This is a genomic window from Lacrimispora sp. (assembly GCF_031982545.1).
Taxonomy (GTDB): Bacteria; Bacillota; Clostridia; order Lachnospirales; family Lachnospiraceae; genus Lacrimispora.
The window spans coordinates 277,316-301,740 of sequence record NZ_DALYXB010000001.1 but is presented as its reverse complement, the minus strand read 5'-3'; the positions used below and the strand labels follow the sequence as shown (position 1 = coordinate 301,740).

29 protein-coding genes are annotated in these 24,425 nt (G+C 41.0%); 24 read left to right on the top strand and 5 right to left on the bottom strand.

Annotation, left to right across the window (positions count from 1 at the left end):
• Positions 1 to 13 precede the first annotated feature (13 nt).
• From ABS301_RS01410 to ABS301_RS01360, 11 genes are all read left to right on the top strand, one after another.
• Positions 14 to 1,204: an N-acetylglucosamine-6-phosphate deacetylase gene (locus ABS301_RS01410; protein WP_349670485.1), complete on the top strand. Its 1,191-nt coding sequence runs from the start codon at positions 14 to 16 to the stop codon at positions 1,202 to 1,204.
• Positions 1,197 to 2,000: a ChbG/HpnK family deacetylase gene (locus ABS301_RS01405; RefSeq protein ID WP_349670484.1), complete on the top strand. Its 804-nt coding sequence runs from the start codon at positions 1,197 to 1,199 to the stop codon at positions 1,998 to 2,000. Before ABS301_RS01410 ends, ABS301_RS01405 begins: the two co-directional genes overlap by 8 nt.
• 221 nt (positions 2,001 to 2,221) lie before the next feature.
• Positions 2,222 to 2,428, top strand: a complete 207-nt coding sequence (locus tag ABS301_RS01400; RefSeq protein ID WP_349670483.1) for a hypothetical protein — start codon at positions 2,222 to 2,224, stop codon at positions 2,426 to 2,428.
• Positions 2,429 to 2,524: 96 nt separating this feature from the next.
• Positions 2,525 to 2,845, top strand: a complete 321-nt coding sequence (locus ABS301_RS01395; RefSeq protein WP_349670482.1) for a DUF3784 domain-containing protein — start codon at positions 2,525 to 2,527, stop codon at positions 2,843 to 2,845.
• A 224-nt stretch (positions 2,846 to 3,069) separates the two neighbouring features.
• Positions 3,070 to 3,486 carry a VOC family protein gene (locus tag ABS301_RS01390; protein WP_349670481.1) on the top strand — a complete coding sequence of 139 codons (417 nt, stop codon included), beginning with the start codon at positions 3,070 to 3,072 and terminating at the stop codon, positions 3,484 to 3,486.
• A 418-nt stretch (positions 3,487 to 3,904) separates the two neighbouring features.
• Positions 3,905 to 4,108: a hypothetical protein gene (locus ABS301_RS01385; protein WP_349670480.1), complete on the top strand. Its 204-nt coding sequence runs from the start codon at positions 3,905 to 3,907 to the stop codon at positions 4,106 to 4,108.
• A gap of 87 nt (positions 4,109 to 4,195) precedes the next feature.
• The gene (gene tnpA, locus ABS301_RS01380; protein WP_277405558.1) at positions 4,196 to 4,543 is read left to right on the top strand and encodes an IS66 family insertion sequence element accessory protein TnpA; all 348 of its coding nucleotides are present in this window, start codon (positions 4,196 to 4,198) and stop codon (positions 4,541 to 4,543) included.
• Positions 4,533 to 4,892, top strand: a complete 360-nt coding sequence (tnpB, locus tag ABS301_RS01375) for an IS66 family insertion sequence element accessory protein TnpB (RefSeq protein WP_277405559.1) — start codon at positions 4,533 to 4,535, stop codon at positions 4,890 to 4,892. The genes tnpA and tnpB overlap by 11 nt, the downstream gene beginning before the upstream one ends.
• Positions 4,893 to 5,178: 286 nt before the next feature.
• Complete coding sequence (tnpC, locus tag ABS301_RS01370; RefSeq protein ID WP_349670479.1) at positions 5,179 to 6,789, top strand: IS66 family transposase; 1,611 nt, start codon at positions 5,179 to 5,181, stop codon at positions 6,787 to 6,789.
• Between the two features lie 99 nt (positions 6,790 to 6,888).
• On the top strand, positions 6,889 to 7,137 hold the full coding sequence (locus tag ABS301_RS01365; RefSeq protein WP_349670478.1) for a hypothetical protein: 249 nt from the start codon (positions 6,889 to 6,891) through the stop codon (positions 7,135 to 7,137).
• Positions 7,138 to 7,366: 229 nt separating this feature from the next.
• A complete protein-coding gene (locus tag ABS301_RS01360; RefSeq protein ID WP_349670477.1) occupies positions 7,367 to 7,510 on the top strand; it encodes a hypothetical protein in 144 nt (47 codons plus the stop codon).
• Between the two features lie 255 nt (positions 7,511 to 7,765).
• On the opposite strand, the gene ABS301_RS01355 is transcribed toward ABS301_RS01360, so the two are convergent.
• Positions 7,766 to 8,314, bottom strand: coding sequence for a GNAT family N-acetyltransferase (locus ABS301_RS01355; protein WP_349670476.1), 549 nt, complete (start codon positions 8,312 to 8,314; stop codon positions 7,766 to 7,768).
• Between the two features lie 333 nt (positions 8,315 to 8,647).
• On the opposite strand from ABS301_RS01355, the gene ABS301_RS01350 reads away from it, so the two are divergent.
• The 4 genes from ABS301_RS01350 to ABS301_RS01335 all read left to right on the top strand — a co-directional run bounded on the left by ABS301_RS01350 (position 8,648) and on the right by ABS301_RS01335 (position 11,604).
• Entirely contained in the window at positions 8,648 to 8,992 is a 345-nt protein-coding gene (locus ABS301_RS01350; RefSeq protein ID WP_349670232.1) for a metal-sensing transcriptional repressor, read from the top strand.
• 131 nt (positions 8,993 to 9,123) lie between these two features.
• On the top strand, positions 9,124 to 9,891 hold the full coding sequence (locus ABS301_RS01345) for a tRNA threonylcarbamoyladenosine dehydratase (RefSeq protein ID WP_349670233.1): 768 nt from the start codon (positions 9,124 to 9,126) through the stop codon (positions 9,889 to 9,891).
• A gap of 20 nt (positions 9,892 to 9,911) precedes the next feature.
• Positions 9,912 to 11,114, top strand: a complete 1,203-nt coding sequence (locus ABS301_RS01340) for a rhodanese-like domain-containing protein (RefSeq protein ID WP_349670475.1) — start codon at positions 9,912 to 9,914, stop codon at positions 11,112 to 11,114.
• 58 nt (positions 11,115 to 11,172) lie between these two features.
• Entirely contained in the window at positions 11,173 to 11,604 is a 432-nt protein-coding gene (locus ABS301_RS01335) for an RrF2 family transcriptional regulator (protein WP_104438582.1), read from the top strand.
• 443 nt (positions 11,605 to 12,047) lie between these two features.
• Here ABS301_RS01335 and ABS301_RS01330 read toward each other — a convergent pair whose 3' ends face one another.
• Positions 12,048 to 12,938 carry a LysR family transcriptional regulator gene (locus ABS301_RS01330; protein ID WP_349670474.1) on the bottom strand — a complete coding sequence of 297 codons (891 nt, stop codon included), beginning with the start codon at positions 12,936 to 12,938 and terminating at the stop codon, positions 12,048 to 12,050.
• A gap of 231 nt (positions 12,939 to 13,169) precedes the next feature.
• Here ABS301_RS01330 and ABS301_RS01325 point away from each other — a divergent pair, with 231 nt between their 5' ends.
• From ABS301_RS01325 to ABS301_RS01300, 6 genes are read left to right on the top strand one after another with little or no spacing between them, the layout of a single operon-like run.
• On the top strand, positions 13,170 to 14,204 hold the full coding sequence (locus ABS301_RS01325; RefSeq protein WP_349670473.1) for a tripartite tricarboxylate transporter substrate binding protein: 1,035 nt from the start codon (positions 13,170 to 13,172) through the stop codon (positions 14,202 to 14,204).
• A gap of 23 nt (positions 14,205 to 14,227) precedes the next feature.
• Positions 14,228 to 14,722 carry a tripartite tricarboxylate transporter TctB family protein gene (locus tag ABS301_RS01320; protein ID WP_349670472.1) on the top strand — a complete coding sequence of 165 codons (495 nt, stop codon included), beginning with the start codon at positions 14,228 to 14,230 and terminating at the stop codon, positions 14,720 to 14,722.
• Positions 14,723 to 14,752: 30 nt separating this feature from the next.
• A complete protein-coding gene (locus ABS301_RS01315; RefSeq protein ID WP_349670471.1) occupies positions 14,753 to 16,267 on the top strand; it encodes a tripartite tricarboxylate transporter permease in 1,515 nt (504 codons plus the stop codon).
• The gene (gene yiaK, locus ABS301_RS01310) at positions 16,264 to 17,274 is read left to right on the top strand and encodes a 3-dehydro-L-gulonate 2-dehydrogenase (RefSeq protein ID WP_349670470.1); all 1,011 of its coding nucleotides are present in this window, start codon (positions 16,264 to 16,266) and stop codon (positions 17,272 to 17,274) included. The genes ABS301_RS01315 and yiaK overlap by 4 nt, the downstream gene beginning before the upstream one ends.
• Before the next feature lie 12 nt (positions 17,275 to 17,286).
• Positions 17,287 to 18,015 carry an RraA family protein gene (locus ABS301_RS01305; protein WP_349670469.1) on the top strand — a complete coding sequence of 243 codons (729 nt, stop codon included), beginning with the start codon at positions 17,287 to 17,289 and terminating at the stop codon, positions 18,013 to 18,015.
• A 38-nt stretch (positions 18,016 to 18,053) separates the two neighbouring features.
• The gene (locus tag ABS301_RS01300; protein ID WP_349670468.1) at positions 18,054 to 18,998 is read left to right on the top strand and encodes a hydroxyacid dehydrogenase; all 945 of its coding nucleotides are present in this window, start codon (positions 18,054 to 18,056) and stop codon (positions 18,996 to 18,998) included.
• Between the two features lie 278 nt (positions 18,999 to 19,276).
• Here the strand turns inward: ABS301_RS01300 and ABS301_RS01295 are convergent, their stop codons facing one another.
• Together ABS301_RS01295 and ABS301_RS01290 are read right to left on the bottom strand one after the other, a co-directional pair.
• Positions 19,277 to 19,597, bottom strand: a complete 321-nt coding sequence (locus ABS301_RS01295; protein WP_349670467.1) for an AzlD domain-containing protein — start codon at positions 19,595 to 19,597, stop codon at positions 19,277 to 19,279.
• On the bottom strand, positions 19,590 to 20,312 hold the full coding sequence (locus ABS301_RS01290) for an AzlC family ABC transporter permease (RefSeq protein ID WP_349670466.1): 723 nt from the start codon (positions 20,310 to 20,312) through the stop codon (positions 19,590 to 19,592). The genes ABS301_RS01295 and ABS301_RS01290 overlap by 8 nt, the downstream gene beginning before the upstream one ends.
• 130 nt (positions 20,313 to 20,442) lie before the next feature.
• Here ABS301_RS01290 and ABS301_RS01285 point away from each other — a divergent pair, with 130 nt between their 5' ends.
• Together ABS301_RS01285 and ABS301_RS01280 are read left to right on the top strand one after the other, a co-directional pair.
• Complete coding sequence (locus ABS301_RS01285) at positions 20,443 to 21,318, top strand: LysR family transcriptional regulator (RefSeq protein WP_349670465.1); 876 nt, start codon at positions 20,443 to 20,445, stop codon at positions 21,316 to 21,318.
• Between the two features lie 147 nt (positions 21,319 to 21,465).
• Complete coding sequence (locus ABS301_RS01280; protein WP_349670464.1) at positions 21,466 to 22,233, top strand: CAP domain-containing protein; 768 nt, start codon at positions 21,466 to 21,468, stop codon at positions 22,231 to 22,233.
• A 69-nt stretch (positions 22,234 to 22,302) separates the two neighbouring features.
• Here the strand turns inward: ABS301_RS01280 and ABS301_RS01275 are convergent, their stop codons facing one another.
• Positions 22,303 to 23,190, bottom strand: coding sequence for a LysR family transcriptional regulator (locus ABS301_RS01275; RefSeq protein ID WP_349670463.1), 888 nt, complete (start codon positions 23,188 to 23,190; stop codon positions 22,303 to 22,305).
• Positions 23,191 to 23,380: 190 nt separating this feature from the next.
• On the opposite strand from ABS301_RS01275, the gene ABS301_RS01270 reads away from it, so the two are divergent.
• The gene (locus ABS301_RS01270; RefSeq protein WP_349670462.1) at positions 23,381 to 24,412 is read left to right on the top strand and encodes a sulfate ABC transporter substrate-binding protein; all 1,032 of its coding nucleotides are present in this window, start codon (positions 23,381 to 23,383) and stop codon (positions 24,410 to 24,412) included.
• Positions 24,413 to 24,425: the final 13 nt, after the last annotated feature.

The following is a 24,425-nucleotide window of genomic DNA, read 5'->3' as shown; positions in this document are numbered from 1 at the left end:
GAAAGGACAGCGAATGATAATCAAATCAAAACGAATTTATATGGAGGATGGTTTAAAGGATGGGTTCCTTGTAATTGAGGAAGGAAAAATAAAAGAATTTATAAAAAGCACTGACGCAGAGGACGTGATTGATTATGGAGACATGAGGATTATACCGGGAATTTTTGACACCCACAATCACGGAACCTGTGGCTACGGGCTGATGGATAAAGGAACAAGGGAAACATTAGCCGGATACTTAAAAGGCTGTGCATCCCAGGGGATAACCGGTGTATTCCCCACCGCCGGTCTTTCCATGATCTCTGCTGTCGCCGACGCGGCGGCAGAGAATTTAAAAGGAGCTCAGATACTGGGGATACACAGCGAAGGACCGTGGTTAAACCGCACGGGAGAAAAGGGAATTAAGACAGGCTGGCCGGAGGTGTCAATTGATACTGCAAAGCAGATGGTTACTGATGGAAAGGGACTGTTAAAGCTGGTTGCCCTTGCTCCAGAGATTCCGGGAATTGATCCGGTGATCGAATATTTTTTATCAGAAGGAATTACCCTTGCTCTTGCACATAGTGACGCCAATTATGAAGATGCGAAAAGAGCCTATAAAAAGGGGTTTTCCGTATCGACTCATACAGGGAATGTTATGACTGGCATGCACCACAGAGATGTGGGGGGGCTGGGAGCGGCGCTTTTGAATAATGAGGTGTCAAGCGAGGTGATCTGTGACGGGATGCATATCTGTCCGGAGATGCTTCAGATTTATTTCAGGATTAAGAAACCGGAACATTTCATGATGATATCGGACTGTACCCCGTTTTCCGGTGCTCCGGAAGGAAGTTATCTGGGCTTTGAACAGGGGATGACGATCAATGTATCGAGAGATGGGTTTGTGTTAACAGATACCGGACGTCTGATGGGTTCCAGCCAGCCTGTTCTATACGGGGTAAGTGTATTGACAGAAAAACTGGGAATGCCCATGGAAACAGTTTGGCCCATGTTTTCTTTAAATCCCTGTAGAAAGTATGGCTTTGACAAAGAGAAAGGCTCCATAAGAGCAGGGAAAGATGCAGATTTTACTGTCATAACCGATGATTACCGGGCTGCTGCAACATTTGTCATGGGCAGGAAGGTATACGATATGGATGAAGGGCCTGTTTTTAATCCGGATTTCTTAAAGGAATGGGGAAGGGAGGAGATACCGCATGAGTAAAAAACTGATTGTATCAGCCGATGATTTCGGATTTAGCAAAGGTTATAACTACGGGGCAGTGAACGCTTACCGGGAAGGGATCGTTACGGTACTCTCTCTTATGAGCAATATGGAAGCAGCGACTCACGGTGTGGAGCTTGCAAAGAAAGAGGTGCCGGAGGCAAATCTGGTTGTCCATACAAATTTTGTGCAGGGAAAGCCGGTGTGCAATCCGGATTTGATTCCATCACTTGTGGATAAAAACGGGGAGTTTTACCGCTCTTATAAATGGAAAAGGGAGGATGAATCAGACCAGAAATGTCTGGGGGATATTGTGGTGACTGCAGAGGATTGTTATAAGGAAACGGCTGCCCAGATAAAACGGTTTAAAGAACTGACCGGACATCTGCCCAATCATTTTGAAGGTCATTCAGTCATTAATAATAACATCTGCAAGGCATTTCATCAGGCTGCTGCAGAGTTCCAGATTCATTGCATGACAGAACCGGAGGTGGAGACAGACCGGTGGTATCCGGTCCATGAGATTATGACGGGCAATCCTATGGCTATGGAAATTTTAAACAGAGGTTGTACGCCCCAGGATTTTATTGAAGACCGGTTTGGGATTCTGTCCAGCCCCTTTGAATTTAATATCATTCATCTCCATCCGGGATATGTGGATGCATATATTTTGGATCACTCATCTCTGACAACAGCAAGATGCAGGGATTTGGAGACAGCCTGTGATCCTTCGGTGAAACAGTGGCTGAGGGATCATGATGTGGAGCTGGTGGATTTTACGGCCGTATATAAGTAAAGAAGGAAGAATAAAGATCATCTGCGGACAGAGGTTTCCTGTATCATTGGGGGAACCTTTGTTTGCGGGTGGTCTTAATTTATAATACCGGTGGTTTTATTCATTCGATATTCTTTGGGACTGCAGTTGTAGTGGTCCTGAATTCAATTTCTTCCTGAACCAGCTGGTTTTTATATACATTAATCAGCTCGGCTAAAAGCAAACTGAACTTTAATGAACATTTGTCAAGAACTGTTGATACAACCATAGAAATACCGGATGCTGATTATGCATACTCCTATGACGCATTTTTCAATACGCTGTATCAATTTGAGAAGAAAGAATCCGGTTTAGAAGCGGTTACAGTAAATACGATTGATGGATATGAGGATAAATGTGGGACTGTATCGTATGAGACGGTTTTTACTGTTTTACCCCTTAGTATTTAGCTAATCTATTGTGCATTAAAAACTTCATATTGATAGTTACTAGAAAATCTGGTATCTTAGATGTATAAATAGGAATTTGTAAAAGGAAGGTTTGATTTGGAAGACATACTATTCTTGATAATTATGGGTGGAATTGGTTTGTTATTTGTGTATTTAGGATATCTTCTATGGATAAAAGAGAAGATAAATATTATGCATGATTATCATTATACAAAAGTTGACGAAACTGATAAGAAGGCGTATACACGAATTATGGGAATTGGGATGATAGTGATAGGCATTGGAAGCTTATTGTCTGGCATGGCAAGCCTGTTTATTGGCGGTGCGAAAAGCGGTATTGTGTTTGGTGTCTCCTTTGCAATTGGTATCCTCATGATGTTATATGGGCAAATAAAATATAATCATGGATTATTTTAAACGCATCTTAGTCTGTCGTCGGGTAAATATCAAGTTTAATAATAAGAAAATATTTGAAGCTACTAACTATGAAATATTAAGTTAATAGCTTTTTTATGCGTCAAAACCCGAATTTAACGTATTAGGCACATTGGAAACTTAATATTGATGGTTAGCAGTTATTGATGTATCATGAAGTCATATAATCGGTATTTATATTATTTTAAGTTAGGAGAAGATGAATTATGAGTATTGGAATAGGCATTTATGTAAAAAACAGTAAAGAAGCTGTTGATTTATATTGTAATGCATTTGGACTTGAACTAGGATATCATGTACTAAATGAAGACGGAAATTACTTTCATTCGGAATTGTTGAAAGATGATGTTCCTTTTCTCGCTGTTGCAGAAGCAAACGATGCGAATCTTCCCAATGGTACGAACTTGTCGTACATTAATCCTGTTGAGATGGGGTATACTGTTATGTCAGATGATGAGTTTTATCGAGTTTATTCAATCTTGAAAGAGGAAGGTAAAGTTATAATTGATATATGTTCATTTCCCTGGAGTCCTTTAGCAACTGTTGTAATGGATAAATATGGGGCGAGATGGTATATAACTTTGCCGCAGTATCGTCCAGCGGGTGAAGAGAGTTTGTTATAAGTATTGATAATGGAATAGGGATGAAAAGTAATCAAAAATGAGAATTTCGTTAATAAAAGAGTGAAAAGGAATAACAATTAAAGCGTATCAATTCCAGTATAATAATGTAAATTATAAACTACTAACTATCAGTATTTAGCTGGTGGTTTTTTTATTGCAGTAAATCCGGATAATTAGTATTTAACATATTATCGAACATTGAAAACTTAATATTGATAGTTAGTAAGTATAGTGGTATTGTTATAAAAGACTATAATATTGTTATATATAATATGCGATTAAAATTAGCTGCTATCTATTTACGAACTTTGCAGTGTATTACTAGTTTGCGTTAAAATTACTATTCAAATATTAGTATTATAAAAGATCTTTTATTACTTATTTGTCCCTTATTCAAAACGAAAGGAATGATAGAAAAATGGAATTGATTAAAAAATATTTTTGGTTTGCTTTTAGCGCTATTATTCTGATTTTTCTTGTTCTTTATTTCATTTGGAATAATATGAACTTAAGTGGGGACTGGATAGTTAAGGCGACTGAGATAAATATTGAATGGTATGACTATCAAGGTATTCGGCATTTAGATAAATTATCAAACTCAGAGAAAACCGGTAAACGGTAAAACATTAGTACCTAGTTCCTGGTTAGTTTTTTTGAGATAATGTCTATAGCTTTAAAAAACTACATGCTTTTGGGAGGTACTTAATCTATGGATAAAATCTCACATGAAATGCGGCTTGCCCAATGGACTTCCATTATCCGCGAATGTAACAGCAGCGGATTATCTAAGAAATCCTGGATAACTGCAAATGGAATTGACGAGAAACAATTCTATTATTGGCAGCGTCGTGTCAGGGAAGAAGTCTTTCAGGAACTGCAACCGTCCCTTTCTCCTGCACAAACCTTTGTTGAACTAAATGTACCCTCATCAACTATCTCTCATATACAACGGCCGGAGGCAATCCTTCGTATTGGGAATTGCGTTCTTGAATTCCAAAATACATTATCACCGATACTTCTTCAGACGATTATGCAGGTAATGATTCATGCTGAATAATGCTACCGGATTTAGTAAGATCTACATCGCCTGTGGCTACACAAATCTACGGCTTGGCATAGATGGTCTTTCCTTAATCGTTAAGGAACATTTTAAGCTGGATCCATTCGTTCCGGGTATCCTTTTCCTGTTTTGTGGGAGACGCTCCGACCGGATTAAAGGTTTGCTTTGGGAGGAAGACGGATTTCTGCTGCTTTATAAACGATTGGAGGCAGGGCGCTTTCAGTGGCCAAGAACCAGTGATGATGTAGCGGATATCACTCCTGAGCAGTATATCTGGCTGATGCAGGGACTTACAATTGATCCTCAAAAGGTAATTCCTAAAGTTACACCCTCATCTCCCTTATGATTTTTATGCAATTCGTAGAAAATTAAAAATATTTCATGGGGCTTACCGCCTTTCACATCGGAGGTTATCCACAGCCCTCTTCACAGCCGGGGAATAATCACCCAATACATTTTTGAGTGTTCCTGTGGCGGTGGATAACGTTCCGGAAATCCTTTGATTTTACTTCATTTTTATCTCTTTTCTAAGCTGGCATCTTTCGTCATTATGACGAAGTCTCTTTTCCGTGCTATTCGCTTTTTAACCCGCTTTTGTGTATAATAGAATCATCACAAAAGCGGAGGTTCCCATGGCATCCAAATATACAGAAGACGAATTGAATAAATGCAGTAAGAAGGTTCTTATTAATCTCTTTCTTGCCATGCAGGAACAGATGGAGCAGTTAAACCGAAATATGGAGCTTCTGACGGAGCAGGTGGCTATTGCTAATCAGAAACGCTTCGGACGATCCTCCGAAAAACTGGAAATCGATGGTCAGCTTTCCATGAAAGAATGTTTTAATGAAGCTGAATTGACTGCCGATACTGCTCTCATCATTTCAGAGCCTGAAATGGAAGAGGTCTGTCCTCACCCCTACAGACGCAAAAAACACAAAGGAAAACGTGAGGAAGATTTACATGACATTGAAACAGAAGCTGTGCCTCATGAACTTTCCGAAGATCAGCTTACCGAGCTCTTTGGAAAAGATGGCTGGAAGCGTCTCCCGGATGAGGTCTATAAACGGCTCACATTCACTCCTGCATCTTTTAAAGTAGAAGAACATCATGTGGCAGTTTATGCAGGGAAAGATGATCAGACTATTATAAGGGCAGACCGTCCTATGGACTTACTCCGTAACAGCATCGTAACCCCCTCCCTTGAGGCAGCTATTATGAATTCTAAATATGTGAATGCAATTCCGCTGTATCGTCTGGAACAGGAATTTGCGAGAAACGATGTTCACATCCCACGTCAGACCATGGCTAACTGGACGATTTTATGCGCAGAAAAATATCTCTCCCTACTATGGGATTATCTCCACAGCGAATTGCATAAATGTCCGGTAATTCAGGCAGATGAAACGCCAGTTTTGGTTAACAAAGATGGAAGAGGTGCTGGATCCAAAAGCTATATGTGGGTTTACCGTACTGGAAAAATGTACGGATCCCCTCCCATTGTACTCTATGAATACCAGAAAACCCGTAACACCAGTCATCCCCGGGAATTTCTGAAGAATTACAAGGGAATCTGTGTTACGGATGGGTATCAGGTCTACCATACACTAGAGAAAGAACGGGAAGATCTGATTATAGCGGGGTGCTGGTCTCATTCTCGGCGTAAATTTGCCGATGTAGTAAAGGCCGTCGGGAAGGATAAGGCCAAGGATACCCTTGCCTATCAAGCTCTAAAACAGATCAGTGCCATTTACAAGATTGAAGAAGATCTTGCAGAACTCTCACCCGAGGAACGTGTAAAAAGGCGTCAACTCAGTGTTAAACCACTGGTGGAGGCTTTCTTTGCATGGATAAATGAAAACCGTGATAAAGTACCACCAAAATCGGAGACAGGTAAGGGTTTTACTTATTGCCTGAATCAGGAGAAATATCTAAAAGTATTTTTGAAAGACGGTATGGTTCCTGCAGATAACAATGCTGCAGAGCAGGCAATTCGTGGATTCTGTATTGGAAAAGCCAACTGGCACATGATTGATACCATCAACGGAGCAAAGGCAAGTGCAGTTATCTATAGCATTGCTGAAACTGCAAAAGCCAACAACTTAAAGCCTTACAATTATTTCGAATATTTGCTGACAGAAATCCCGAAACATCAGGAAGATACCAGCCTGGATTTCATGAAAGAATTACTTCCATGGTCAGAATCACTTCCAAAAGAATGCCTTAAAACAGTAGTTAATAAATAATAAAGTACGTGCCGCCAGTAATGGCGGCATTATTGTAAAGGTACGAATGGTTTACCGTTTACGAAAACCGGATTAGCCAAACAATTAGGAAATATAAGTGTGAAACGCAAATTATTTACCTCTCCCGAAACTCGGGCTGGGGAAATAAACTATAGTATATACTGTTATGGGGTAAAAGAAGTCCAATATACGGTAAAAGGTTCAGGAATAATAATTGTTCAGATTATGAACTTCCCATACCAGTATTCTATTTGGAAAATAAATCAAGAAAAAACTGATGAAATAATAAACTATATAAAAGATATAAATAATAAAAGAATTAAAAATTTAAGTATACAGTCTAAGTGAACAAAAATTATTAAAACGTGGATTGTTAAGCACAATGCGTAAATATTAAATTATATAAATAAAATTACTAACTATCAGTATTAAGCTGGTAGTTTTTTTATGCAGAAATTTAATACATAAAACTGAAACTTGAAGAAATAATGTTCCTTGATAATTGAATATTGATAGTTGGTGGAATAAGTTATATAATTTGTATGAGGTTTAATTATAGAACGTAAGGAGTATTATTATGGGGCAGTTGGCTATGGATAGTTTTGTGACGATTATTAATCTGATTATATTGGCTCTAATATTAATCGTTATAGGAGTAGGCATATATGCTTTATTCCTAGCTATAAAAGCGTTAAAAATTTATATAAAAAAGAATTCATAACATCTTACATGACAAGAAATATGAGTGCCAACTATCAATACGGTAGTTAGTTTTTTATTGCAATTAATTAGGTAAACGAGGTTTTAAAGAAGTGATATCATGAGATTTTACAGCTTGGTAAAAAAACAATAATTCCATTTTATATCTTCGTCTTGAAATTCCCCAATTTAACGAGAAACCGCCCCAGGCATTGCTTTTGGCGGTTTCCGTCTGTGTTGCTCAATGACTGAAAACCAGCCATTTTTCAAACGCCCCTTATTCATTCATATCATGGTTTAATAATACCATATGTAGGTGATCTTCCCATTTTCCATTAATTTTTAAGTACTGTGGGGAAAGACCTTCTTCCTGAAAGCCGAGCTTTTGCGTCACCTTCAAAGATCTGATATTTCGTGGCATAATACTGGCTTCAATCCGGTGAAGACCGTAGTCCTGAAACATAATTTCAATTCCTTTTTTCACAGCTTCTGTCATATAGCCCATATTAATTTCATCTTTATCCAGATTATATCCAAGAAAGCAGGAGAGGAATACTCCTTTTACAATATTGCTGAATGTCAGGGCGCCGATCACCTTGTCTTCTTCCCCTTTTTTGGAGATCCACAGTTTTAATGCATTACTGTCTGCGATTTGGTTTTCCAGCTGTTTTTCCTGATATTCCGTGGTGTAATATTCCTCCGGTCTTACAGGTTCCCATTCCGATAAGAATTCCCGGTTTTTTATATAATAGTCCGTGATCATGGGTGCAAATGACAGTTCTGGTGTTCTTAATAAAAGCCGTTGGGTTTCATAAAATGTTGACATGTTTTCCTCCTGTTGTATTAAAAATTCGGAGTAAAAGTATAGCATGATTGGGAGGAAGTGTCAAGGGAATTTAAAAGATGACCGTTATGTCTTGAAATATTAAATAGAAGATAATGATACAACTATTTGTTATGCAATAGCTCGTGTGCCAACCTCAAAAATATTAAAGAGATGAAGGTGTATTATTTGACTGATGATTTTGTACCGATCATATTAAAATGATTTTATTATATAAAAGAATTCAAAGTATAATCTTTATAAGAATTCACCTTCCATATTGTGAAAAAACAAAATTTAGAGTACAATAGACAAGTATGGAGGAGAGTAGCAAATATGAACGAGAACATGGAATATCACACACATAAAGCAGAGGATGGAACTGAATACACCCATTCCCATTTACCCGGACACCCTCATAAGCACACCAATACAAAGGTGGTTATGAATCGGCTGTCCCGTGCGATCGGACATTTGGAATCTGTGAAACGTATGGTCAGTGAGGAACGAGACTGCAGCGAGGTTCTGATCCAGTTATCAGCTGTTATATCAGCACTGAATCAGACTGGAAAGGTGATTATCAAGGATCATATTGAACATTGTATTGTGGACGCGGTGGAATCAGGAGACAAGCAGGCTATTGAGGATTTGAACAAGGCAATTGACCGTTTTATTAAATAAAACAAATTACCGACTGCGGGAAACCTTATCCAGTAAAAATGAATTGCCCAAACACACTTTTCGAAGTATAATTACTTGAAGTGTGTTTTTTTATACCAACAGGCAGAAAATGTAGAAAGAGGTAGATTCATTTGTTAAATCAGTTTTCCAGAACCCAGCTGTTACTGGGGGAAGACGCTATGAAGCGTCTGTCAGAAGCGAAAGTTGCAGTATTTGGAATTGGCGGAGTGGGCGGATATGTGGTGGAAGCCCTGGTAAGAAGCGGAGTCCGTTCCTTTGTTCTTGTTGATGATGATAAGGTATGTCTGACCAATATTAACAGGCAGATTATAGCCACCAGAAAAACGGTTGGCAAATATAAGGTAGAAGTAATGAAGGAGCGGATCTTAGAGATCAATCCTGATGCTGAGGTGGAGATGCATAAATGCTTCTTTTTACCGGAGAATGCAGGAGATTTTTCCTTTCAGGACTATGATTATGTAGTGGATGCGGTGGATACGGTAACAGCCAAGCTTCAGCTTGTGATGCAGGCAAAAGAGGCGGGTGTTCCGGTTATCAGCTGCATGGGTGCAGGAAATAAGTTAGATCCCACCAAGTTTGAGGTCGCTGACATTTATAAAACATCGGTTTGTCCCCTTGCAAAGGTTATGAGAAGAGAGTTAAAAAAGCGGGGAGTGAAAAAGCTTAAGGTGGTTTATTCAAAGGAAATACCAACCAGGCCCATCGAGGATATGTCCATCAGCTGCCGGACAAACTGTATCTGCCCTCCTGGAGCTGCCCATAAGTGCACAGAGAGAAGAGATATTCCCGGAAGTCTGGCATTTGTGCCGTCTGTTGCAGGTCTGATCATCGCTGGAGAGGTCATTAAAGACCTTGCAGCCGGGCAGCAGAAAGCGTAAAAGGAATAGGAGATAAGGATATGGATTCAGAATACATGGATACTTGTGAATGCAGTCTGTCATTACAACAGCTGGAGCAGATGGATCAGTCAGAATATGTTCTGGTGGATATCAGAGAGGAACGAGCCTATCAGCACGGGTTTATCCCTGGTGCCATTCACATGGAGATGGAGGCAGTCTCAGCGGAAGATTGCGACCTTCCCAAAGAGAAAAAGATTGTTTTGTATTGCTTAAAGGGTGTAATCAGCGAGGAAGCGGCAGAGACTTTAAGAGAAAAGGGATATACGGCATACAGCCTGGCAGGAGGTTACGGAGCGTGGCTCATTGAGACCATGAAGAAAGAAGAGCAGGGTCAGAGCAGGCTGGAAGAGATTGAAAAGAGTATCAGAAAGAAATTTCACAAGGAACTATTCAGCAAATTTGCCAAGGCGATCAATGAATATGAACTTGTTAAGGAAAATGACAAGATAGCCGTGTGCATCTCAGGCGGCAAGGACTCTATGCTGATGGCGAAGCTGTTTCAGGAGATCCGGCGCCACAACAAGTTTCCTTTTGAACTGGTATTTCTTGTTATGGACCCGGGCTATCACGAAACAAACCGTCAGGTGATTGAAAACAATGCCAGACTTTTAAATATTCCCATTACCGTATTTGAAACACAGATTTTTGATGCAGTCTATGAAGTGGAGAAGTCCCCCTGCTATTTGTGTGCAAGAATGAGAAGGGGGCATTTATACAGCAAGGCGAAGGAACTGGGCTGCAATAAGATTGCACTTGGCCATCACTATGATGATGTGATTGAGACCATTCTTATGGGAATGATGTACGGAGGCCAGATCCAGACCATGATGCCAAAGCTGCACAGTACCAATTTTGAAGGTATGGAGCTCATCCGTCCGCTGTATCTCATCAGAGAAGACGATATCAAACGGTGGCGGGATTACAATGACCTTCATTTCATCCAGTGCGCATGCCGGTTTACTGATACCTGCACCACCTGCAGGACAGATGGAAATACCGGTTCCAAGCGGGTGGAGATTAAGAATCTGATCAGTCAGCTGAAGGAGACTAACCCCTATATTGAAGGCAATTTATTTAAAAGTGTGGAGAATGTTAATTTAAGCACCATCATTGCTTATAAAAAGGATGGGGCTGTTCATCATTTTCTTGATGATTATGATGAAAAAAAGACTGGTAAAAAAGAAAATCCGGAAGAAAATTAGAAATAGGCTTGAAAAACATATTAACCTTGTGGTAAATTATGAATAGGAGGTTATGCATATGAAAATTTCAACGAAAGGCCGTTATGCCATCAGACTCATGATTGATCTGGCAGAGCACAATAACGGAGAATTTATCACACTGATGGACATTGCCCAAAGGCAGGAGATATCAGAGAAGTATTTGGAATCCATAGTCTCTATTTTAAGTAAGAATAATCTCCTTATCTCTTTAAGAGGAAAAGGCGGCGGCTACAAGCTTGCCAAGGATCCGGAGCTTTATACTGTGGGAAGCATTTTGCGGCTTACAGAAGGATCTCTTGCGCCTGTATCCTGTCTGGAAGGGGAGACCAATAACTGCAACAGAGCAGGTCAGTGCCAGACTCTGGAGATGTGGGAAGGACTTAATAAGCTGATTAATGATTACTTTGACGGGATTACCATCGCAGATTTGATTCATAAGAATGACTATATGAATAATTATGTAATATAGGAGAAGTGGGTATATTGTTTAAAGATTTTGTTGGAAAAGTTTTGTATCATTGTTATATATGTAATAACGGAAGGCAGACATCGAAAGGTGTCTGTTTTTTATTTATGCAGGAAAATATGTATCATTACATATCTGAATCCTGGATAAAGTGAGATTAAGGCTTTAGTCATTGTTGGTTTTGCGGATCTTACAAGATCAACTGCAGCAGAGCCGGTCAGTAGGATAGGTTTTTCGTTGCAGAAGGTTATATCAAATTGACCAACCGACCAATCCAGAAACAGGAGAAATCACGCACATAAGTTACGGAACAATTGAATCGGGCGCTCCCATTAAGTGGATTACGAAATAAGCATTAGCTTCGGGTAGCTTTTAATTAAAAGTAGAGAGATGAATACTCCATGATCAGAAAAACGTCAAAGTTATCATCTCTCTGTTTTTAAGAATTATAGAAAGTTGCTTCGCACGTAAGATAAAAATGTTTTTTCCAATGGGTTCATCTGAAGATTATCTCTGTGAAGCAATAGGTTATAGCGCATCATCTTTGGCTTCAGTGAGTAGTATTTGATATGTTCCCGGTCATTGGAGCAGGAGACAGGAAAAAAGCCGACACCGGAACCATTTGCTACCATGTTGCTGATTGTTGCCATACTATTGGTTTCGCAGATGGCATCAGGTCTTATTTTAATCTCTTCAAAAAGTTTCTCTGCAAGAATGCGCGTTGCATATTCTTTTTTTGATAGTATAAAATTATCATTTCTTATAAAATCAGCAAATTCTTGTTGGGATATTGATTTTTTATTTTGTCTCATTGCGAATAAATGACTGGTTGGCATGCCAAAAAGTATCTCCTCGGTCTCCAGAATTTCCGCCTGGATTTCCGGGGGGAGTATTTCAGTACAGGAGGCTAAGGCAAAATCCAGTTTACCGCTCATAATCTGTGTAAATATTTCCCTGATACTTGTTTCAGAAATTTCTATCGTTACAGAAGGAAACATATTTTTTATTTCTGGAACGATTGCCGTAAGAAGCCGTATTCCCCACTGGGAACTGACGCCAATCGAAATATGTCCCCGCTTATTCAGACTCTCCATACTCTTATAGAGTCTGTCTTTAATCTGAACTACTTCTTTTGCAGCATTTACATAAAGTTCGCCTGCCGGTGTCAGAATCAGTTCGCCTTTGGCACGAAAAAAAAGGGGGGATCCTATATTTTGCTCCAGTCTGGAAAGATATTGGCTTAGAGAAGATTGTGAAACAAATAACTTTTCTGCCGCTTTTGTCATGTTTTTATGCTGTGCAATTGAAATTATGTAGTTTAAATGCTTAGTCTCCATTATAAAACCCCTTCTCCTTAAAGAAAAAAATTAATAATAAGATAATATTATTATGTCGATCTATTTTAAATATTTGTGCTTGCTCAATGGTGTTGTTATAATATTATTGTAACAAATGCATAAAACATTGCGGCACGGGCTCTTTTTCATTCCTCTATTATACAAAGACAGGCTGTGCTTTGCAATGCTTGCATTGAAAAAGTAAAAAATTAACAATGTATGGAGGACAAAATGAGAAAAAAGGCATTAAAGATTCTACTTGGTATGGCAGCGGCAGCTTTTATTCTTACCGGCTGCAGTAATGGAAAGAGCACATCAGCAGCCAAAGACAGTACAACTGCTGATACAGCTGGTTTGGCAGCGGAAAGCGGTGCGTATACGTTTGATGGTACGATAACCATCATCTGCCCTGTAAAAGCGGGGGGAGACACGGACCGGAACGCCAGGGTGCTGGCTCAGTACATGCAGAAGTATCTGGGGGTTAACGTTGTGGTTAAAAATGTGGATGGAGGAGCTACCGTCATGGGGCTGCAGGAATGTCTTGATTCGAAACCTGACGGAAAGACACTTGTAGTGAACGGTACTGATTTATTTGTTCCTTATATGCAGGGCAGTTCTAAAATTAATATTGACAGCTTTAAAACAGTAGGTATCCCGGTTATTGATAACACTACAGTACTGGCAGTAAACGCAAAATCAGGCTGGAAGACGCTGGAAGATTTACTGAATGCTTCAAAAGCAGCGCCGGACACAATAGAATATGGCGGTAAGATTGGTGCTACCAATCAACTGTGCGGCATTGCCATGAATAAGGAATGGAATTCTTCATTAAAATTCATTGATGTTGGAAATAATGCAGCAAAAATGACAGCACTTCTTGGTGAGCAGACGGATGTGATCAACATCTCCTACGGTCTTGCAACCGATTATTTCTCTACCGGTGAATTTATTCCGCTCTGCCTTCTTGGAAGCGAAAAAAATGATCTGATCAGTGCTGTCCCCCTTTCCGAGGAATATGGCCTGAGTAATGTGGATTTCAGTAAATTCTTCTGGGTTGGTACAAATCCGGATACACCGGACAATATTGTTCAGGCACTTGCAGATGCTATGGAAAAAGTAACTCAGGATGAAGAATTTATTAAGACAATGGAAAGCTATTATCTGACAGTAGACTGGATGCCGCGGGATGAAGGCAGAGACTTCGCTAATTCTATGTACGAAAAGAATATGAAGCCATATACAGAAGAATTCTTATCCAACCAGTAAGGCGGTGTAAAGGAGAAATGATTGTGAGTGAAAAAAAGAAGAATGTATATGCTGGAATAATATTGCTGCTGTTTGCAATATTCATATATGCGGTTTCCTTCTGGATACCGGAATCAAAATCTGATATATTGGGATCACGTTTCTTTCCAAGATGCACAGCTGTTTTCATGGGAATCTTGTCAGGAATTTTAACTCTGACATCCATTGGCTTAGGAAAAAGCAAAGAAACGGAAGATGGACTTGTACAGCAGGCAGGTTTGAACCATTCGCTGCTCTTAACATGTCTTGCCTTGATTTTGTATTATTTGATTATACTGCAGTTGGGATTTGTCATCACTTCGATCGTATATCTGTTCTGCCAGTGCCTGATTTTGTTACCGAAAGAAGATTACAAGAATAGAAAAAAAATGATGCTTACACTGGTGATATCCGTTGTGGTACCTGTTGCAATTAATTTCATTTTCTGGAAAGTTTTTATGATTGCCCTGCCAGCTGGAAAATTATTTATGCAGATCTGATAAGTAAGCAAAGAGAGGAGAAACTTGATTATGGAACTGCTACAAGGATTCCAGACAATTTTTGCATTTGACACGTTATTCTTAATTTTTGCGGGGGTTGTGGGAGGATTGATTATCGGGGCCCTGCCTGGATTATCCGCCTTTACTGCACTGGCTATCATGCTTCCGTTTACGTTTGGAATGGAAGCAGTGAATGGTATTTCTTTTTTGATGGCTGTTTATGTGGGGGGCTGCTCCGGCGGTTTAATCTCAGCTATATTGCTCGGAATACCCGGGACACCATCTTCGATTGCAACCTGTTTTGACGGATATCCCATGGCAAAGAAAGGAGAGGCAAAGAAGGCTCTTGGTGCAGCGATTTTGTTTTCCTTTATAGGGGGCTTAATCGGAGCTGTGGTGTTATCCTTTGCAGGTCCTCATATTGCCAAGGTTGCTTTAAAATTCAATTCCTATGACTATTTTGCCATTATATTATTTTCTCTCACCACCGTTTCGGCATTATCAGAGGGAAGCATTGTGAAAGGACTTCTGTCCTGTCTTCTTGGTATCACATTTGGTTTCGTAGGAACCGACAGCTTAAGTTCTTATTACCGCTATACGTTTGGTATCAATAAACTGGCGAATGGATTCAATCTGGTTCCGGTTTTAATTGGTCTGTTTGCAGTATCTCAAATCATGCTGACGGCCAGAGAAAAGGCATCCTCTACAAAGGTGGTTGGAATTTCGGATATCAAACAGAAAGAAGTCAAAGGATTTGGATTCAGCTTTAAAGAGTTTTTATCTTATTTGAAAACAGCTATTCCCAGTTCCATCATTGGTTTGTTAATTGGCATACTACCCGGACTTGGCGGAAATGTAAGTAATCTTCTTGCTTATTCTTACGCAAAAAAGACCTCCAAACATCCGGAAGATTTTGGAACAGGAGTTGTAGAAGGTGTGGTTGCTTCTGAGACAGCAAATAATGCAACAGTGGGAGGGGCTCTTATCATATTGCTGACACTTGGTATCCCGGGAGATAATGCCACATCAATGATTATGGCAGGATTTCAGCTTCATGATGTTACACCCGGTCCGCTGCTTTTTAAAACAAGCGGAGTGCTGGTGTATGCCATACTGGCGGCTTTTATCGTTGCAAATGTCGTATTCTTTCTTGTGGAATATTACGGACTATCATTGTTTGTAAAGATGCTGTCCATTCCATCTACACTGCTGCTGCCCATCGTAATCGTTTGCTGTTTTGTAGGATCTTATTGTGCAAATAATAATAGTCTGGACATTTTAATTATGGTATTATTTGGATTCCTGGGATATGTACTGAAGCGGAATAAATTTCCGCTGGCTCCCCTGGTGGTGGGCTTTATTCTTGCCCCATCACTGGAAACATATTTAAGGCGTTCTCTGATGAGGACGGAGGGAAGCTTTCTGCCGTTTGTGCAGTCGCCCATAGCAGCCGTCTTTTTGATTCTTACAGTTGTTGCCGTTGGTTATACCGTTTATGGAGAAATTAAGAAAGTACAGGAAACAAGTAAGGAGAACGTGAAATGAGATTAACATATGAAGAAATTAAAGTTGAAATAAAACGGGTATTTGTGAAATATGGTATGAGTGAAGAAAAAGCAGAGGTTTGTTCAGAAATTCATACGGATTCCACCTATGACGGAATTTACTCTCATGGTACGGGCCGGGTTGCGCGCTTTGTAAGTTATATAAAAAATGGCTGGGTCGATATTCATGGCGAACCGACGCTTGAAAAGGAACTGGGAGCCATTAAAATTTATAATGGAAATATGGGGCCGGGAATTCTCAATGCAATGTTCTGTGTAGAGGAAGGGATTAAGCTGGCTGCAGAATATGGAATCGGCATGGTTGGTTTAAAGAATACAACTCACTGGATGCGAGGTGGAAGTTATGGCCTTTATGCTGCGAGAAAGGGCTTTATTTCTATAATGTGGACTAACACCGAATCTGTCATGCCGCCCTGGGGCGGAAAGGAATGCAGATTGGGAAATAACCCTTTTGTGATGGCGATTCCGGGAACCCAGGGGGAAGAACCCATGATGCTTGATATGGCAATCTCCCAATATGCCTACGGAAAGCTGGCAATGACCCGTCTGGAGGGGAAAAAGCTTCCCCTTCCAGGCGGCTTTGACAAAAATGGAACTATCACCGATGATCCGGGTGCAATTGAAGAAAGCAGGAGAATCATGCCCATTGGTTATTGGAAGGGATCCAGTTTCGCCTTTATGCTGGACATTCTTGGAACGATTCTCACAGATGGACAGGGAGCTGCTGATTTAGATAAGATAGGTAAGGGAAGCTGCGGAGGTGCCTCTCAGGTTATGATTTTAATTGATCCATCAAAAACTACAGATGCGCAAAAGATGAGTGCAGAAATAAAAAAGGCAGTAAATCATCTGAAAAGCGGGGAACTTTCTGAGCATTCCAACGGAATTTTCGCACCAGGAGATGACTTTATCCGTTTCCATCAGGAGCATGATGAAAAGGGAATCTATGTGGAAGACAGCATTTGGAATGAAATCAAAGCATTGTAGAAAGGAACCGGCATGAATCATTGGGATATTGAAAATGAACAAAGAATCATGAAAGGTTTAGAACAGTTTGATACGCCGACTATTACAAACGCAGTTGCGACCTATGCCGGGGACAGGCAGACTTGTCTTGGACTTTATCACCCATTTGAAATCAACTGGTATACGGATCAGAACCTAAAATGTCTTTATCCGGAGCACGGCGCCAGATGTGCCCATGTGGTAACTGTGACTTATTCGCCTAAAGATCCGGGATATGACAGATTGGAGTTCGTGGATCTGCTAAAAGCAGTTGAAGAGGCACCGAAACCTGTAATCCTGGCCATGAAACAGTGCGGACCCGATAACATAAGATCGAAAAATGCTCTGTTGGGTGGAAACATGCTGACTGCACTGAAGCGGCTTGGCGTAACCGGAGTTTTAGGTGATGGACCAGCCAGAGATATGGAAGAAATGAGAGGGTTAGAGGTTCAGTGTCTTTTTCCCGGCTTGACGGCTGGTCATGGAACCGTTGCCATAGCGGCGCTAAATACTCCAATTTCTATCAGCGGCATGGATGTCTGTCCGGGAGAGGTGATACATATGGATCAAAATGGTGCGGTAAAATTTCCGAGAAAGTATCTGAGGGAGGTTTTGGAAAAGACAAAGCTCATAACCGGTATGGACCAGGAACGCCAGAAGTTAATGGGTGAAACAACAGATCCGGTAGAGCTGGCTAAGCTGATGAAAACTGTTTACGCATAGAAAAGGCAGGTTAAAAAAAGACAGAAAGGTTAATTTGTATGGGAATAAAGGTATTAATACCACAAATGATTGCACAGGAAGGAATGGAGTATTTAATCGACCATGGATTTGAGATAAAAATCGGTTCAGGTGCAGAAGAGGAAGATTTAATCCGGGATATAGCAGATTGTGATGCAGTGCTTTTGCGTACTGCCGCCATGACTGAAAAAGTGATGAAGGCCGGAAAAAAATTGAAGATCGTGGCACGCCATGGTGCAGGTTATAATAATGTTGACATAAAAGCGGCATCAAGGCTTGGCATTGCTGTTACAAATACACCTGATGCCACAACAACATCTGTTGCAGAGTATACGATTGGTGCCATGCTGGCGGTAACAAAGCGATTATTTCCATGCAGCGAACAGATGAAAAACGGAAATTTCCTTTTTAAGAATTCTAATAAGGGAATGGAGCTCAAGGGGAAAACACTTGGAATCATAGGATTTGGAAGAATTGGAAGACAGACGGCCCAAATCGCACATGACGGTCTTTCCATGAAAATAGCTGCTTATTTAAATCAGCCATCATTTGATATACCGGAGTATGTAAAAATACTGAGCTGGGAGCAATTGTTTCGGGAGTGTGATGTAATATCCCTTCATGTTCCTGCGACAGCGGAAACCATTGGATTCGTAGGCGAAAAAGAATTCGCATGGATGAAGGAAAGCGCTTATTTTATTAATTGTTCCAGAGGTGAGGTAGTGAAAGAAGGCGAGCTGATTCATGCCCTGGAAGCAGGAAGTATCGCCGGTGCTTTTGTGGATGTATTTGAGACGGAACCGCCTTTAAGCACGAATCCGCTTCTTCATATGCCGAATACAGCGGTTACGCCCCATATGGCCTCCAATACTGAAGACTGTATGGCTGCAATTGCGGTTCAGGCAGCCGAACAGATTAAACACTTTTTTCATGGCGGGGGACCGTTGTGGAGAGTGAATGATTAATTTAAGAGACAGGTAGTATAATATGAACTTGAAATGAGTCTATAGTATGATAAGATGTTGGGTGGCAGGCTTATATTTTTAGGCCTGCCGCCCTTTTTTGTGTAGCAGTCTTTAATAAACCACATGGTATACAGCAGTAGTTATGCGGAAGATATTAATAGCGGTGCTTATTTTCCCAAGGAAGATAGTATATGTTTCAAAATGGTAGATATTTATGAGTGAAAAATAATCAATGTGTAGTGGGGCATCAGCGAATTCCTCACCTTTTTGTACGTCGCTTATTGATACCTAATTCCCAGCAATAATTCCATTATTAACACAACCCCGCAAGCCGTCAATGAAACAAAAATCAACGACTTCCCCCTATAAGCCATTACCACAGCCGCCGCCAATGCCGCCGCCGCAGACCAGATGCTCCTGGTAGCTGTTAAAATCGCCGGAAAGGTCATCACGGATAAGGTTACATAAGGAACGTAGAAGAGAAAGGACCGTACCCATGTGTTTTTTATTTCCCGCCGGATCAAAGTCAGGGGAAGTACGCGGATAGCGTAAGTCACGATAGCCATTACCAGTATGTATACATAGATACGGTCATTCATAACAATCCTCCTCTTTGGCTGGAAATGGAAATAAAGATGCAGCTACACCTGCAATTACAACTGTCAGAAGAATAAGTCTCATACCAGAAGAAATCATACGCAGCCATGGAAGCCAGGAAAACAGGAAACTGAGAATCATGGAAGCAGCCACTACCCACGCCAAAGTACGGTTATCCCTTGCGGGAGGTACGATAATCGCAACAAACATGGCGTATAACCCCACGCTTAATGCACTAATAATCCGGTCTGGAAGCAGGCACCCTGACACTGCACCGAAAGCAGTTCCAAGTGTCCAGCCAGGTACGGCTGCAGACAGGAGTCCATAACAGTAGAGTGGATCTAATTTACCGGATTTGCAGACTGAAACACCAAAAACTTCATCTGTTACGCCGTATCCAATAAGAAGACGGTGGAAAAAAGGAGTATCTTCTTTAAATTTCTGGGACAGGGAACAGGACATTAAGCTATATCTTAAATTGATCACAATCTGAGCGAGAGCCAGTTCTCCAAGGGATGCCCCTGTTTTAATAATCTCAAGTCCGGCGAACTGTCCTGCTGAGGTTAAGTTGGTAAGTGACATCACGATGGCCTGCCATGGTGTAAGACCCGTATTAGCTGCCATGATGCCGAAGGTAAAGGATACTGCAAAATACCCAAGCCCAATAGGAATCCCGTCCTTTAGCCCGGTAGTATATTGTAAGCTGCGCTGATTCATAAAAATCCTCCGTAACAGGGCTTGTAACCCTTTGGTAAACTAAGAAAAATATACCACGGTTCTTTACATCAGTAAAACAAATGTTTATAATGGAAACATTAGGAAAACTGATGGATAAGGGGGCGGATGAATGAACCGATACCGGGCAGTCGTTAAAATTGCAGAATGTGGGGGATTTACAAAGGCGGCCAGAGAGCTGGGCTATACACAATCCGCTGTCAGCCAGATGGTTCAGTCTCTGGAAGAGGAGCTTGATACAGTTCTTTTTGTACGATCAAAAAAAGGTGTAACACTGACTCCGGACGGTGCAGAACTTATGCCTTACATAAAAAACATCTGTCATGCATACAGGGAATTGGTGGAAAAACGAAGTGAGATAGAAGGAATTCAGAATGCTTCCATCCGTATTGGAACATTTGCCAGCGTATCCTGTCACTGGCTTCCGGGACTGATGAAAGGATTCAAAGAAAAATATCCATCTGTCAGCTTTCAGCTTTATCAGGGAGACTATACGGCAATCGAGGAGCTGGTGAAGGAAGGAAGCGTGGACTTTGGTTTCATTAATCCCCAGGCAGTAACGGATCAGGAATTGAAAACCATTCCCTTAAAAAAAGATCCCATGCTTGCAGTTCTTCCCATCAACCATCCCCTGGCGGCGAAAGACAAGATTCCTATTGAGGAATTGGCGCAGGAGCCATTTATATTACTGGAAGAGGGAAGCTTAAATGAACCTATGGAATATTTCCAGCAGCATGGAATCAAGCCCAACATTCAATATATTGTTCATGATGATTATACAATTATGGCGATGATTGAAAAAGGACTGGGTGTTGGAATTCTTTCCGACTTAATTTTAAACAGGGTGGATTATAAAAATGCTGTAAGAAATATGGAACCGCCGCTTAACAGAACCATTGGAGTCGTATTTAAGGATCAGAGGATTTTACCTGCTGCAAGCAGGCAGTTTCTGGACTTTTTGACAGATGCATACAAAGAATTGGAATGAGTATGGAAAATACCTTTTTCCGATTCTGGGAATCTGGAAAAATAATTACCATGTATTACCACTGGAAAAATGGAAGTGAGAGTGCTATCATATTCTTGTAACACAAATGTAATAAATTTGTAACAAACCCATAAGGAGGAAATAACATTGAAGAAACTAAAGGCAATTGGATTGATTACGTTAACCTTAACAAGCATGCTTCCATTAACAGCAAACGCAGCGGTGAATAACTCTTACAAACAGTGCTATGGCGGAAGAAACGTGACTGCAATTTATGGCTCCTGCAATGCCAGTGACTTAAAGGCGAAGCTTCAGCAGCTTGGGATCAACTCAAACAATTTTGACTGGTCAAGTTTAATCAACGGCAATGGTAATAATAATGGAAATTGCAATAATGGTAACGGAAGCAATACCAATAATGGAAATACAAACAATGGTAATACCAACAACGGAAATACCAACAACGGCAATACCAACAACGGAAATACCAACAACGGCAACACAGACAATGGCAACACCAACAACGGTTCCACAACCAACAAGACCTACACACAGCAGGTTGTTGATCTGGTAAATGCAGAAAGAGCAAAAGCAGGACTTGCACCTCTTACCATCGATGCGAACGTAGAAAAAGCAGCGAATGTAAGAGCCAACGAAATTCAGACCTCTTTTGATCATGTACGTCCTAACGGCGGCTCCTTCTCCACTGCATTAAAAGAGCAGAGCGTTAACTTCCAGGGCGCAGGCGAGAACATTGCCTGGGGACAGAAGACACCGGAAGAAGTTATGAATGCATGGATGAATAGTGCAGGACACCGCGCTAACATTTTAAATAAGAACTTTACACATATCGGTGTTGGCAATTTACAAAACAGTGCAGGTACACAGTACTGGGTACAGTTGTTTACATACTAATAAAATAAGTCCTCACCGGACTCCATACATTAGGCTCTCCTCCAGACTTTCGGTTTGGCGGGGAGTTTTTTAATTTGTGGATAGAAATTTACTTTTCACCAGTTCCATAAAACGCAGCAATTCCGGGTTTAAATATTTATTCTGATGGTAGATTATCTGGTATTCCCGTTTCAGTTCAATTTCCTTAAGGGGCAGGGCAAGAAGTGTTCCCTTTTCTAAGTATTCAGCCACCTGGCGCTCTGGCAGTATGGCAATTCCAAGATTGGTATGAACTCCCCATATGATAGCTTCGTTGCTGGTGCTCTCAAGGACAGGGCGGAGAATGAAATCATGGAGGTGAAAGGCAGCTTCAGCCAGTTTTCTGGTCTGGCTTCCGTTTTCTCTCAAAAGAAAGCGTTCTTCCCTTAAGTCCTCCAGTGTAAGGTTTTCCTTTTGGGCAAAAGGGTGAGAAGGGCTGCACACCAGCACTAACTGTTCTTTGGCAAACGGTTCCGTCAGAATTTTATCTGAGCTGCTGACTCCTTCTGTGAGAGCCAGATCCAGCTGGTTTTCAAGAATAGCAGCTTCTATTTTGTCTGAAGTGTCAACTTTTAGGTAAGGCATGGGAATCTGATTGTCTTTCGTGAAACAATGAATGATTTCGGGCATCAGACAGGCTCCGATGGTGCTTGAAAATCCGATGCGCAGCGGAGTGGTTTGATTCTGCTTTTTAAACTCCAGATCCATTTCCAGATAAAGAGAGGTAATGTGGGACGCGAATTCGTACAGATGACGGGCTGCGCTGGTTTTTTGAATGCCCCTTCCAACCCGCTCAAATAACTGGATGGAATACTCATTTTCCAGTTCCCGGATTGCAAGGCTTACGGCTGGCTGGCTGATATTCAGCTTATTGGCGGCAGCAGTAATGCTTTCTTCCTTATAGACGGTGACAAAGATCATCAAGGTTTTAATGGACATGACTTCCTCCTGACTGATATCATATTTACATACTGGTAATATATGATATATAAGTAAAAAAATATGGTTCTAGGGGAATAGATAAGGAAATTCTACCATATAGATAAAGAAAAAACAATAACATACTTTACAAATATGTAAATGGGGATTAAACTTCCAGATAACACACGGAGCATGCGGAGGTTCATAAATGAGAAAACGAGGAAAAAAGCGGGCAGCAGCCCTTGTGCTGATGATAGCGGCAGCAGGAATACTGGCAGGATGTGCTAAGCAGACGGATTCCGGAAAAGATGGAACAATTACAATTACCAATGTTTCTTATGATCCCACCAGAGAGTTTTATCAGGAGTACAATAAAATCTTTGAAGACTATTACAGAGAAACCTATCAAACCGGAGTAACTGTGGTCCAGTCTCACGGAGGATCAGGGGGTCAGGCACGTTCCGTCATTGAAGGAGCAAAAGCGGATGTGGTGACTCTGGCGCTGGCTCATGACATTACCATGATTGAAAAGTCTGGTCTGATCGATTCCGGGTGGATTAAGGAATTTGAGGGTAATTCATCACCTTATACCTCTGCAATCGTATTTCTGGTGAGAAAAGGAAATGAAAAAGACATAAAAGACTGGTCTGATTTAGCCAAACCAGATGTTGAGGTAATTACCCCGGATCCCAAGAGCAGCGGCGGTGCCTGCTGGAATTTCCTGGCTGCATGGCAGTATGCAAAGGTCACATATCAGGGAGATGAGGAGAAGATGAAAGCCTTTGTGGCAGACCTTTATAAAAATGTTTCCGTCATGGATTCAGGAGCCAGAGGAGCCACCACCACATTTGTGGAAAACGGGCAGGGAGATGTATTGATTGCCTGGGAAAATGAAGCCATTAATACGGTGAAAGAGTACCCGGATCAGTATGAAATCATCACCCCCAGCATCAGTATTCTTGCAGAACCCAGTGTGGCAGTAGTGGATGAAAACGCCCGCAAAGACGGAGCAGAGAAAGCCTCAGAGGAATACTTGAAATACCTTTATTCCGATAAGGCCCAGAGGCTGATCGGGGAATATGGATACAGACCCTCAAATAAAAAGATTCTGGCTGAATTCTCTGGAAAATTTGATCTTAATGTAAATCTTTGCACCATTGACGATTTTGGCGGCTGGGATGCTGCTTATGAGACCTTTTTTGCAGACGGAGGAATCTTTGATGAGATTTACGCCAATTAGAGGGAGGAACCAC

What these genes read in the sequence shown, in the direction of transcription:
- ABS301_RS01410 (WP_349670485.1), top strand. Translation starts at nt 14, where the DNA reads ATGATAATCAAATCAAAACGAATTTATATGGAGGATGGTTTAAAGGAT.
- ABS301_RS01405 (WP_349670484.1), top strand. Translation starts at nt 1,197, where the DNA reads ATGAGTAAAAAACTGATTGTATCAGCCGATGATTTCGGATTTAGCAAA.
- ABS301_RS01390 (WP_349670481.1), top strand. Translation starts at nt 3,070, where the DNA reads ATGAGTATTGGAATAGGCATTTATGTAAAAAACAGTAAAGAAGCTGTT.
- ABS301_RS01385 (WP_349670480.1), top strand. Translation starts at nt 3,905, where the DNA reads ATGGAATTGATTAAAAAATATTTTTGGTTTGCTTTTAGCGCTATTATT.
- tnpA (WP_277405558.1), top strand. Translation starts at nt 4,196, where the DNA reads ATGGATAAAATCTCACATGAAATGCGGCTTGCCCAATGGACTTCCATT.
- tnpB (WP_277405559.1), top strand. Translation starts at nt 4,533, where the DNA reads ATGCTGAATAATGCTACCGGATTTAGTAAGATCTACATCGCCTGTGGC.
- tnpC (WP_349670479.1), top strand. Translation starts at nt 5,179, where the DNA reads ATGGCATCCAAATATACAGAAGACGAATTGAATAAATGCAGTAAGAAG.
- ABS301_RS01360 (WP_349670477.1), top strand. Translation starts at nt 7,367, where the DNA reads ATGGGGCAGTTGGCTATGGATAGTTTTGTGACGATTATTAATCTGATT.
- ABS301_RS01355 (WP_349670476.1), bottom strand. Translation starts at nt 8,314, where the DNA reads ATGTCAACATTTTATGAAACCCAACGGCTTTTATTAAGAACACCAGAA.
- ABS301_RS01350 (WP_349670232.1), top strand. Translation starts at nt 8,648, where the DNA reads ATGAACGAGAACATGGAATATCACACACATAAAGCAGAGGATGGAACT.
- ABS301_RS01340 (WP_349670475.1), top strand. Translation starts at nt 9,912, where the DNA reads ATGGATTCAGAATACATGGATACTTGTGAATGCAGTCTGTCATTACAA.
- ABS301_RS01335 (WP_104438582.1), top strand. Translation starts at nt 11,173, where the DNA reads ATGAAAATTTCAACGAAAGGCCGTTATGCCATCAGACTCATGATTGAT.
- ABS301_RS01330 (WP_349670474.1), bottom strand. Translation starts at nt 12,938, where the DNA reads ATGGAGACTAAGCATTTAAACTACATAATTTCAATTGCACAGCATAAA.
- ABS301_RS01325 (WP_349670473.1), top strand. Translation starts at nt 13,170, where the DNA reads ATGAGAAAAAAGGCATTAAAGATTCTACTTGGTATGGCAGCGGCAGCT.
- ABS301_RS01315 (WP_349670471.1), top strand. Translation starts at nt 14,753, where the DNA reads ATGGAACTGCTACAAGGATTCCAGACAATTTTTGCATTTGACACGTTA.
- yiaK (WP_349670470.1), top strand. Translation starts at nt 16,264, where the DNA reads ATGAGATTAACATATGAAGAAATTAAAGTTGAAATAAAACGGGTATTT.
- ABS301_RS01305 (WP_349670469.1), top strand. Translation starts at nt 17,287, where the DNA reads ATGAATCATTGGGATATTGAAAATGAACAAAGAATCATGAAAGGTTTA.
- ABS301_RS01300 (WP_349670468.1), top strand. Translation starts at nt 18,054, where the DNA reads ATGGGAATAAAGGTATTAATACCACAAATGATTGCACAGGAAGGAATG.
- ABS301_RS01295 (WP_349670467.1), bottom strand. Translation starts at nt 19,597, where the DNA reads ATGAATGACCGTATCTATGTATACATACTGGTAATGGCTATCGTGACT.
- ABS301_RS01290 (WP_349670466.1), bottom strand. Translation starts at nt 20,312, where the DNA reads ATGAATCAGCGCAGCTTACAATATACTACCGGGCTAAAGGACGGGATT.
- ABS301_RS01285 (WP_349670465.1), top strand. Translation starts at nt 20,443, where the DNA reads ATGAACCGATACCGGGCAGTCGTTAAAATTGCAGAATGTGGGGGATTT.
- ABS301_RS01275 (WP_349670463.1), bottom strand. Translation starts at nt 23,190, where the DNA reads ATGTCCATTAAAACCTTGATGATCTTTGTCACCGTCTATAAGGAAGAA.
- ABS301_RS01270 (WP_349670462.1), top strand. Translation starts at nt 23,381, where the DNA reads ATGAGAAAACGAGGAAAAAAGCGGGCAGCAGCCCTTGTGCTGATGATA.